At 36.1% G+C, this 10,689-nt stretch carries 9 protein-coding genes and 1 other RNA gene; 3 read left to right on the top strand and 7 right to left on the bottom strand.

What is annotated here, in order from left to right:
- Window positions 1-846, top strand: an 846-nt coding sequence (locus tag J2743_RS09535) for an Ig-like domain-containing protein (RefSeq protein ID WP_209626607.1), incomplete at its 5' end; no start/stop codon positions are given.
- A gap of 256 nt (window positions 847-1,102) precedes the next feature.
- Window positions 1,103-2,107, top strand: a complete 1,005-nt coding sequence (locus J2743_RS09530) for a histidine kinase dimerization/phosphoacceptor domain -containing protein (RefSeq protein ID WP_209626606.1) — start codon at window positions 1,103-1,105, stop codon at window positions 2,105-2,107.
- A gap of 31 nt (window positions 2,108-2,138) precedes the next feature.
- On the opposite strand, the gene J2743_RS09525 is transcribed toward J2743_RS09530, so the two are convergent.
- Genes J2743_RS09525 through J2743_RS09515 form a run of 3 tightly spaced genes read right to left on the bottom strand, consistent with a single transcriptional unit; the run spans window position 2,139 to window position 5,349 of the window.
- Window positions 2,139-2,888 carry a response regulator gene (locus J2743_RS09525; protein ID WP_209626604.1) on the bottom strand — a complete coding sequence of 250 codons (750 nt, stop codon included), beginning with the start codon at window positions 2,886-2,888 and terminating at the stop codon, window positions 2,139-2,141.
- A complete protein-coding gene (locus tag J2743_RS09520; RefSeq protein WP_209626602.1) occupies window positions 2,869-4,560 on the bottom strand; it encodes a histidine kinase N-terminal 7TM domain-containing protein in 1,692 nt (563 codons plus the stop codon). The genes J2743_RS09525 and J2743_RS09520 overlap by 20 nt, the downstream gene beginning before the upstream one ends.
- A gap of 39 nt (window positions 4,561-4,599) precedes the next feature.
- Window positions 4,600-5,349 carry a response regulator gene (locus J2743_RS09515; RefSeq protein ID WP_209626600.1) on the bottom strand — a complete coding sequence of 250 codons (750 nt, stop codon included), beginning with the start codon at window positions 5,347-5,349 and terminating at the stop codon, window positions 4,600-4,602.
- 203 nt (window positions 5,350-5,552) lie between these two features.
- Between J2743_RS09515 and rnpB the strand changes: the two genes are divergently transcribed.
- An RNA gene (rnpB, locus tag J2743_RS09510) (RNase P RNA component) lies at window positions 5,553-5,857 on the top strand.
- Between the two features lie 96 nt (window positions 5,858-5,953).
- On the opposite strand, the gene J2743_RS09505 is transcribed toward rnpB, so the two are convergent.
- The 4 genes from J2743_RS09505 to dnaK all read right to left on the bottom strand — a co-directional run bounded on the left by J2743_RS09505 (window position 5,954) and on the right by dnaK (window position 10,679).
- The gene (locus J2743_RS09505) at window positions 5,954-6,433 is read right to left on the bottom strand and encodes a DUF308 domain-containing protein (protein WP_209626598.1); all 480 of its coding nucleotides are present in this window, start codon (window positions 6,431-6,433) and stop codon (window positions 5,954-5,956) included.
- A 395-nt stretch (window positions 6,434-6,828) separates the two neighbouring features.
- Window positions 6,829-7,203 (bottom strand): carboxymuconolactone decarboxylase family protein, encoded by a 375-nt coding sequence (locus J2743_RS12070; protein WP_209626596.1) that lies wholly within the window; start codon window positions 7,201-7,203, stop codon window positions 6,829-6,831.
- 190 nt (window positions 7,204-7,393) lie between these two features.
- Complete coding sequence (gene dnaJ, locus J2743_RS09495) at window positions 7,394-8,554, bottom strand: molecular chaperone DnaJ (RefSeq protein ID WP_209626595.1); 1,161 nt, start codon at window positions 8,552-8,554, stop codon at window positions 7,394-7,396.
- 247 nt (window positions 8,555-8,801) lie between these two features.
- Entirely contained in the window at window positions 8,802-10,679 is a 1,878-nt protein-coding gene (gene dnaK, locus J2743_RS09490; protein WP_342451644.1) for a molecular chaperone DnaK, read from the bottom strand.
- Between the last annotated feature and the right edge of the window lie 10 nt (window positions 10,680-10,689).

The raw sequence follows: 10,689 nt of genomic DNA, 5'->3' as shown, positions 1-10,689 counted from the left end.
GAATACCAAATCGTGGATGCTGATGGTGACATTAGTACTGCTACTGTGACTCTCACTGTGAATGGTGTGGATGATGTTCCTGTGGCTGTGGATGATCATGCTTCAACTCCTGAAAATACTCCTGTGACAATAAATGTCCTGGACAATGATACAGACATTGAACATGATACATTGACTGTCATTGCAGTAACTCAACCATCTGATTGCACTGCAGTAATCAATCAAGATGGTACTGTGACTTACACTCCAGATGATGGTTACTATGGTCCTGATAGTTTCACTTATACTATCAGCGATGGTAATGGGGGTACAAGCACTGCTACGGTATACATAACTGTTACACAGCAGATCGCAGATCTCTCAGTAACTAAAGAAGCAGATAAAACCAACGCTTCAATTGGAGATATGGTGCATTTTACCATTGTTGTGCAAAACCATGGACCAGATACAGCACTTAACACTAAAGTGACTGAATACATGCCTTCTGGGCTGCAATTCGTTTCTTATGTGGCTTCTGTAGGTACATATAATTCTGAAACTGGAATTTGGACTATTGGTGATTTGCCTAGTGGAACAGTTGCTACATTGACTATTACGTCAACTGTCAAAGGTTCAGGATCTTTACTTAACAGAGTTAGCGTAACATCTCTCGGGTATGATCCAATACTGGATGGTAACGAAGCTAACTGTACTATAGAAGTTTCAAAACCTTTAACGCAGGCCAATGCAGTTTCCAATGTCAACGCAACAACAATACCGATGCAAAATACAGGAATACCTCTTTTAGGGATGGTTTTAGCTGTCTTGATGGTTTTGGGAGGTATCATAGCAGGGAAAAAGAAATAACATTTTGTTGGAGATTCAAATCTCCTTTTTTTATTTTTTTAAACAAATTTACTCAAATTATTGAATATTACTTTTTAAAAAATTAAATTCTAACTTACCATATTATCATTTCTAGGTTCATAGTCATATTTAGGGCAATGCTACAAAATTGAAAATAAAAATTTATAAACACACATCTGCTGTTGAGTACCTTTTTATAATGTTGGGGTGAATATCTTTAAAATTGATTAATCATAAAATGAACAGGATGTTATAAATGAATTTAAGATCATCAAATTCAGGAGATTTACCTTTTATATCGAGGAAATTATGGGAATCTATATTCAGTTCACTTGAAGTCCCTATGATGATTTTGGATGAAGAACATAGAATTGTTCGCATAAATAAAAGTATGAAAAATAAAATCTTTTTAGAGGGTAATCTTATTGGAGAAAAGTGTTACAATATAATACATGGAACTTCAAAACCTCTTGAGTTTTGTCCTCATATTAAAACTATGGAAAATGATGAGGAGTACACTGAAGAAGTTAAATTTCCTGATCTAAATTTATGGCTTTTAGTTTCCACCAATCCTATCCATGATTCTGAAGGAGATATTATTGGTAGTTTTCATATAGCTCAAGATATAACCAAACAAAAAGAAAGTGAAGAAAAGAAAGAAAGTTTACTGGAACTTAAAGAATTGCTAATGAAAGAAACTCATCACAGAGTAAAAAATAACTTAGTTACTTTATCTGGACTTTTATCTCTTCAGGCCATAAACACAGAAGATGAAAGTGCTAAAGAAGCTTTGTTGGATTCACAAAATCGTGCAAATGCCATGGCGATCATCCATCAAAAACTTTATAGTTATGCTGATTTTGAAAAAATCGATTTAAATCGTTATTTAAGACAATTGATGGATGAAATCTTAAAGACATATTCTGTAAGTGAAGTTAGGTACTTTTTAAATGTTGATCATGTTTCATTTGATGTTGATAGAGCATTAATTTTAGGATTAATTGTAAATGAATTAGTTTCCAACTCTTTAAAATATGCATTTTCAGATGATGAAGGGGTTATATTTATAAATCTACGTGAAAATGATGATACATATATTTTGGAAGTTTTAGATAATGGAAAATCGATTCCTGAAAATATAAACTTACAAAATCCGGATTCTTTTGGATTAACAATTGTAAATTTGCTTGTAAACCAACTTGATGGTGAAATAGATGTTAAAATAGATGAGGGGACTTATTTCACAGTGAAATTTAAATGATAATGTAAATTTATTAAATGATTATTCTATTTTAATCCGGAGAATAAGGGTTGATAATGCCATAAATCTTATTATTATATAATTTAACACTCATTTTAACTTTGATGGGTGTATTATCTTTTTGCACTATTTGTAAAGTTTCATTTTTGATGTGACCCTGTTTTTTTAGTGTATCCATAAGATCTTTTCTCTTTATTTCATTTTGAAGTGCCATTATCCGGTCAGTTTCAATTTTTTTACGGGAAGATTCATCGCTAAAAATATTTTTGATGAATCTATTTTCAAAGAGTATGTCGCCATCTGCATTGGCAATGAAAATTCCAGTCATTAAGTTATCAATTGTTTCATAAATCTTATTGAATTCTAGATTTTTTTCCAATTCAAATTTATGGAATGCAAGTTCTATTGCAAACTTTAACTCCATGTCATCAAAAGGTTTAGTGATATATGCGTAGGGGAATGTTTTTTGTGCCTGTTCCATTAAAGTATCACTTGAATGTGCTGTGAGATAAATAAAAGGGATTTCTATTTTGTTTTGAATTTTTTTCGTCACATCTATGCCGTTTTCAACTCCATTAAGTTGTATGTCCATAATTATCATGTCAGGATGCAGTTCTTCGGACATTTTAATGGCTTCAAACCCGGAAGTAGCAATTCCAACAACTGAATATCCCCAACTTTGGATTTTAGTCTCTAATTCAAATGAAGTTATATACTCATCTTCGACAATTAAGATATTTTTCCCTAGGGGAGTAATTGGATTAATTTGAGTCATATTCATTAATATATCCTTGAATATATGTAATATTTATATTGTACGGAAATTTAACACAAAATTTCGTTCCTTCATTCACATTTAACTTTAAAGAACCTTTTAACTGTTTCACTAACCGATTTACCAGTTGGAAACCCAAAGTTTTTGTTTGGAGGATATCAAAATTATATGGTAGGCCAATACCATTATCTGCTATTTCTAAATAATAATAATGGTCAATTAATTGGAGTTTTAAGCTTAATTCACCAATCCCTTCAGGAAATGCGTACTTTAAAGAATTGGTTAAAAGTTCATTGATAATCAATCCCACTGGCAAAGCAGTGTTAATGTCCATTTGCACAGATTCTATATTTAATAATGTTTTTATTTCGCCATGGTTCTTCCCATATGATGCATAAAGATGCAGGATAAGTTCATCAATATATTTTTTCATATCAATTTTGGAAAGGTTTTCCCTGGTATAAAGTATTTCATGGACCATTGCCATGGATTTAACCCTATTTTGACTTTCCCTAAGAACATCTCTTGTTTTCACATCCTCGTGATAAACTGATTGGAGACTGAGCAAACTAGATATCACCTGTAGGTTATTTTTCACACGATGATGAATTTCTTTCATCATTAAATCTTTTTCATTTAATGACTTACGTATTTCCTTTTCAAGCTTTTTACGTTTATCAATATTTTGGATTATCAATAAACGACCGTGATACACCCTATTATCGTTATAAATTGGAGTAATCTGTGTTTGTATCCAACGATTCAATGGGTTTCCCAAGAAAATTTCAGATTCAGTTTGAGATCCATTATAAAAATTTTTTAGTTCTTTAAATTTGCAAAATATTTCATTGGCGTGTTTACCTATCTGATTATTGTTTATAGCGATGATATTAGCTGCAGGATTAACTTCGATTAATTTATCATCAACATCAAAAACCATAAAACCATTTATCATGTTTTTAAAGAGGATTTCATGTGCAATAGGGATGATGTCTAGGAAACTAAACTGATAAATGCTTACAGCAATTAGTATTCCAGATATACTCACTCCTACTGAAGTAACATCTACCCCAAAAATGGGTATAAACTTTGTAATATAAATTGAACTGAAAATTATGGGCATTAATCCACTTAAAATTAAAAGTAAAATCTGGGGACGATAGTTGGTAGCAGAATCTATTAACATCCTGACCAAAATAAGAATTCCTGCCAAACTCACCAAAAAACTGTAAAAAATAGTAATCCAGAAAAATAGGCCATGTTCATAGATCAAGATCAATCCATTCTGGTTGGGAACTTGGATGATGTTGGACCAAAGGAGTCCATGCCAATCATTGGTAAATGCAACTATCACAATAATTATTGGTAGAACAACTAAAGACAGGACATGATGCCATTTCAGACGTTTTTTATATTCTAATACTAATATGAGCCATAATGATGGCGTAAATGCAGCTCCAATATAACTGATTTTGTTCCAAAGAATATTCATCCCTACTTCATTGGTGAAAAATACCATTGCTGATCCAAAACACCAGAAAAATACAGATAATGATAAAAACAGGAATATAAGGTGTAATTTCGAAGAAAGTTTGTTGTAACAGTTAATGGCTAAAATTAAAACAATGAATGAGCTTAACATAGGTATAAGTCCAAAAAAAGAGTATTCAAAGTTCATTCAGTGACCTCTTATAACAGCATTCGTTGAACACAGTATTTAGGTAGTAACATCAAAAATTATTCCATCCAAGTATAAAACCTCCCCTTGGGATCCAGTAACAGGTTTACCTATTTCATAAAATTTTTTAATTTGCCCCTTTTTATTTTTTATTCTATAAAACATGCTGAATGGGATTTTCAAATTGATAGAATTACTTAAAATATTTTCAACGTTTTTTTGGTCCTCTGATAGAATTAGGTTTTCTAAAAAATGTAAATTATAATTTTTCAGTTCACTTGGTTTAAATCCAGTCATTTTTTCTGACATTCCATTAAATAATTCTATTTCCCCTCTGTCAAGGTAGAACCTATAAACAGTTCCTTGAATGTTATTTATAACATCTTTATGAGTTTTAAGTTTATCACATAGTTTTTTCTGGGTATGTGACTTGATAGCTGTTTCAATGGTGAATTTGAGTTCTTCATCATTAAATGGTTTGTTCATATATCTGAATGGTTTGGTAAATTTGGCTTTTTCAATTGTTTCCTGGTCGGAATATACTGAAAGGTATATCACAGGAATGTCTATTTTTTCTTGAATGCGTTTCACGGTTTCTATTCCATTAAGATCTCCAGATAACTTGATATCCATTAAAACTAAATCCGGATTTAAATTTTCTATATGTTCGATGGCATCTTCTCCTGATTTAAAATTGCCAACAACATTATATCCAAAAGATTTTAGATTTAAAGTAGTCCCCATCCTCAAAATCTCTTCATCTTCTACAACTAAAATTCTTTTTGGCATATAATCACATTATAACTTATCATATTAAAAAGTTATTTATAAAATATAATAACAGGAATTTGAAGCCATAAAACAATTACTAGTTAATATGATTAAAATTTGTGGGTTACTTAAATTATCACAATTATTCACAACAACTATCTTCCATTTGGGGTAAAAGTTTAAATTCAACTAATTATCATTATATACATTGTAAAATTATGGCCAGCCGAAGGGCAGCCACCGGTTTCTGCAAACTTGTTTGCAGTTTAAACTGAGGAAACTCCACCCATCGTACAGAACCGTGATGTCATAAGACATATGCTGAGAAGCATGACTCTGGAGCAGAAACGACACGTCTTCTGGTGGATGAACATGAAGATCCGTCTGATTGACACCAGGAGGAACGGTGAAACGGCCAATCCGCGGGATGCAAGAGTAAACACTGCCAGTGAATCCTGTATGAGGCAGAGGTAACTCGCATAGATGAATGCTGCCATGAACAGAAGGTGGGTTACTCTCGGCAGGCCATTATCATTCACACTAATAATTTAAAACTAAACTATCATCACAAAAAAGAAAAAAAGGATTAATAGGCTATTTTTGGTTTAATTCTGGAAATGGTTTAATCTTTCTGGAAGAACATTATAATTCCAGTTAACAGTAACCACAATCCAATTAACACACCTAACCAGAACGGATCTTTTATGATGTATCCAAATATAATATAAACTAGACCTATTATTATGGCTACAACCCCGTTCCAGCGGCTACCTCCAGTTTTAGTAAACACTGCGACTATACCTATGATAATCAGGAATAATCCTGCTAGAGCAACTAGTAATCCTGCAATAAAACTGAACAATCCCGGGTTCAGTATGAATCCAAGACCCAGTACCAGGGCGATGATTCCCAGCACTATCTCCAGGAGCCCCAGACCACTACTCACTTCTCTGTCACTGAAACCAGCTAGTATTAACCCAATACCCATGAATGCTACTCCTAGTCCTGTAAGAACTGCAATGGGGATCAATCCTAGTAAAGGGAAGGCTAACACAATTAGACCTAAAATTATCAGAACGATAGCCAAAGTTTTTCTTTCCATTTTTTCTCCTCCTCTTATTTTTAAACTCCCTTTATCGTCATGTTCTATGTTAAGACTTGGTATTATATTTTTCCTTATAACATGGTGATAGGTGGTGAACCTTTCAATAAGAGTTTAATAATCAATTTAATTAGGATATACACTGGAAAGTGAATCAACATATTCTTAAAAGGTTTTTAATGGTTTTCAATAAATTACTGTGTTTACGGTGAAAATAAGTGGTTATCATTGTTGGAGAATGTGAAATGGATTTAATTAATTTATCTAACATTAAATTTTAAAAAAAAGGGTAAATGGGAGTAAAACGAATTACAATTCTCTTAAATGATGTAAAAAAAATATAAAATTTTTAGGATTAAAAGAGGGGTATGTCTAGTTATTTCTTTTATTTTCATTTATTTTTCTTTAAAATCATGGTAAACTCGCAATGATTTGGAAAGGGCAGTGGTTTCAGTGATGGAAGCTCCAATAATAATGGCCAGCAAAAGTTGTTCTTCACTTGCTCCAAACTCTTTGGCAACTTCCAAGTGGGTGTTGAGACAGTGTGGTGATCCCAGGGCAGCAGCTGCTCCAATGGACACGAATTCCTTAGTAAGTGGAGGTAGGGCATCATCTGCCATCATAAATTCTGCTTTGTCAAAAAAAACTTTCAGTGCATGGGGGTCCTCTGATAAAACCTGGAAGATCTTGGGTACAAAACCAAAGTAACCCTGGATCTTATTTAGTATTTCTTCTACATTTATGTCCTGATTTTCGTTAGTGGTATTCACAGAATCACATCTTCAAATGATTTTTAAGCTTAACTCTAATTAAATGCAATTCTGCTTCCATAAAATAAATAATTTTACATTACTCTGCTATTATCATGAAGGAATTCCTAAAAATAAAGGGGGGAAAGTTAAAGTTACAGATGAGTTGGGACGTGTGGGAAAAAATTAATTTAGTGATTGGTGTTCTCATTTAGTGACTGATGGCATCTTTCACTTTATCAAAAAATCCTTTATCCTCGGTGTAGATCTCATCCCCACTAATATCAGCGAATTCCTCCAGTAGTTCCTTCTGTTTGGGGCTGAGTTTCTTGGGAGTTATCACTTTAACCTTAACGTACAGATTACCTTTCCCATTCCAACGTAGGTGTGGCATACCCTGGCCTTTCATCCGGAATGATGTTCCAGTCTGGGTTCCTTCAGGTATCTTGAGCTCCACTGTACTATCGATGGTGGGTACCTCAACTTTATCTCCCAGGGTGGCCTGTACAAAGCTAATTGGTTTTTCATAGTGGAGGTTGGCTCCTTCCCTCTTGAAGTACTTGTGGGGTTTTACCCTTATGAGGACATAGAGATCTCCTGGTGGTCCTCCACGTTTACCAACATCTCCTTCACCAGGAACGCGTAGTCGGGATCCGTCTTCCACTCCTGCGGGAATATTGACGTGGATGGTACTGGTTTGTTTAACAATTCCTTTTCCATGACATTCATGGCAGGGGGTGTCAACTATTTTTCCTTCACCACGACAGGTACTGCATGGTCGGATGGTTGCAAACTGACCCAATGGGGTGTTTTGAACATGTCGGACCTGACCACTACCTCCACAGGTATCACAGGTCCGGCTTTCAGTTCCTGGTTCTGCCTTAGACCCATTACAGCGTGGACAGGTTTTTTTATGAGGAACTTCAATATCCTCTTCCAGTCCATGGGCAGCATCTTCCAGGGTAATTTTCATTTCATAAAGCACATCATCGCCCTGTTGGGGTCCGTTACGCCGGCTTCCTCCAAATCCAAACAGATCAAATATGCTTTCAAAACCACCTGCTCCTCCACTGCCTCCTCCGAATCCGAATCCACGGAAAATATCTTCGAAGTTGATGTTGTTGAAGATATCTTCCTGGCTGAATCCACCCATTCCGGCATGACCGAACTGGTCATAGGTACTTCTTTTCTCATCATCAGAAAGTACAGCATAAGCTTCGCTGATTTCTTTGAATTTTTCACCAGCTTCTGGGTCTTCGCTTACATCAGGGTGATATTCCATGGCCAATTTTCTGTAGGCCTTTTTAATATCCTTTTTACTGGCCCCTTTTTCCACTCCCAGGACTTCGTAATAATCTTGCTTCTCTGCCATGATTAATCTTCCTCAAATGAATGTGTTGGTAATAAATGAAAATATCAACCTAAAACTAATTTTTAAAGATTTTAATGAAGTAAATCAATTTTTTCATGAAATTTTTTTCATGGATGTTTAGGTTTTTTATGGATATTTTAGGTGTGGTTCCATTTTAGTAAAATAAATATAATAAAAGTGTGGGTGTGGGGAGTGAAAAAAATTCATCCCCACTAAATGTTCTTAGGCGGTGTTTTATTTTTTGGGTCTACTTTTTAACTTCATAGTCAGCGTCGATGGTGTCATCATCCTGAGATTCCTGACCTGCATCGCCTTGAGCACTCTGATCTTGCTGCTGTTGTTGTTGAGCTTGTTCTTGTTGAGCTTGTTGGTAAATAGCAGCTCCAACTTCCTGCACAGCTTTTGTTAATTCTTCGGTTTTGTTTTTAATGGCTTCCAGATCATCTCCACCCACAACTTCCCGAAGTTCCTTAACCAGTCCTTCAATCTTGGTTTTCTGGTCAGGTTGTACCTTATCAGCCAGTTCATCCAGGGTCTTTTCGGAGGTGTAGATCATGGAATCTGCATTGTTTCGGATTTCCACTTCTTCCTGACGTTTTTTGTCCTCTTCAGCGTGCTGTTCAGCTTCGTGGATTTTCTGGTCGATTTCATCTTCAGATAGTTTGTTAGGGGCGGTAATGGTAATGGCCTGTTCTTTACCAGTTCCCATATCTTTGGCTGATACGTTGAGGATCCCGTTGGCGTCTATATCGAAGGTTACTTCGATTTGCGGCATTCCCCGTGGTGCGGGTGGGATTCCAACCAGTTGAAATCTGCCCAGGGTGGTGTTTCCTGTGGCCACTGATCTTTCACCCTGTAAGACGTGTATGTCCACTGAAGTCTGGTTGTCAGCGGCAGTGGTGAATACCTGACTTTTTTTGGTGGGTATAGTGGTGTTTCTTTCAATTAACTTGGTGAACACTCCTCCCAGAGTTTCAATACCTAAAGATAATGGAGTTACATCCAGTAAAACCAGGTCTTTGATTTCTCCAGCGAGAACTCCTCCTTGAATTGAAGCTCCAACCGCCACACATTCCATAGGATCAATTCCGCGTTCTACGGTTTTTCCAATGTAGTCTTCCACGAATTTCTGGACTATGGGCATTCTGGTGGGTCCACCTACCAGGATTATTTTGTCCACATCGTTTTTGGTCATTTTAGCATCTTTAAGTGCCTGTTCCATTGGTCCGGAACATTTTTTTATGATGGAGTCAACTAGTTCTTCCAGTTTTGCCCGGGTAAGGGTGTGGGTTAAGTGTTTTGGACCGTCCTGGGTGGCAGTGATGAATGGTAAGTTGATTTCAGTTTTTAGGGTGGTGGATAGTTCGATTTTGGCTTTTTCAGCAGCTTCCCTAAGTCTCTGTACGGCTTGATCATCATTCAGGAGGTTCACACCGGTTTCTTTTTTGAACTCTGCAGCCAGGTAATTCATGACTGCGGCGTCCATATCGGTTCCTCCCAGTTTGGTGTCTCCACTGGTGGATTTAACTTCAAATACTCCTCCTCCGAATTCCATGATGGTTACATCCAGGGTTCCTCCTCCAAAGTCAAATACCATGATTTCCAGTTCATCATCCTCTGCTTTGTCAATACCATAGGCAAGACTGGCGGCAGTAGGTTCATTAACCAGTCTCACTACATCCAGACCAGCGATGGTTCCTGCATCTTTGGTGGCGGTTCTCTGGTTGTCATCGAAGTATGCAGGTACTGTGATAACTGCTTTTTTAACTTCTTCACCCAAGAATGCTTCGGCATCTTTTTTAATCTTTTGCAGAATGAATGCGGAGATTTCCTGAGGAGTGTACTGTTTTCCTGAGATATCTACCTTGTAACTGGTACCCATCTGCCTTTTAATGGCGGTGATGGTTTTTTCAGGGTTGGTTACCGCCTGTCTTCTGGCTGGTTCTCCCACCAAGCGTTGACCATCATCAGTGAAGGCCACGTAACTGGGGAAAGATTTACCGTACTGGGTGGCTCCCTCTGCACTGGGTATGATGGTTGGTTTACCACCAATCAACACTGCAGCAGCGGAGTTACTGGTTCCCAAATCAATTCCAATTATTTTTTCTGTTTTAGCCATACTAATTCACCTCTTA

Source organism: Methanobacterium petrolearium (assembly GCF_017873625.1).
Classification (GTDB): Archaea; Methanobacteriota; Methanobacteria; order Methanobacteriales; family Methanobacteriaceae; genus Methanobacterium; species Methanobacterium petrolearium.
The sequence above is the reverse complement of the archived record's forward strand: the minus strand, read 5'-3'. Positions and strand labels throughout refer to the sequence as shown.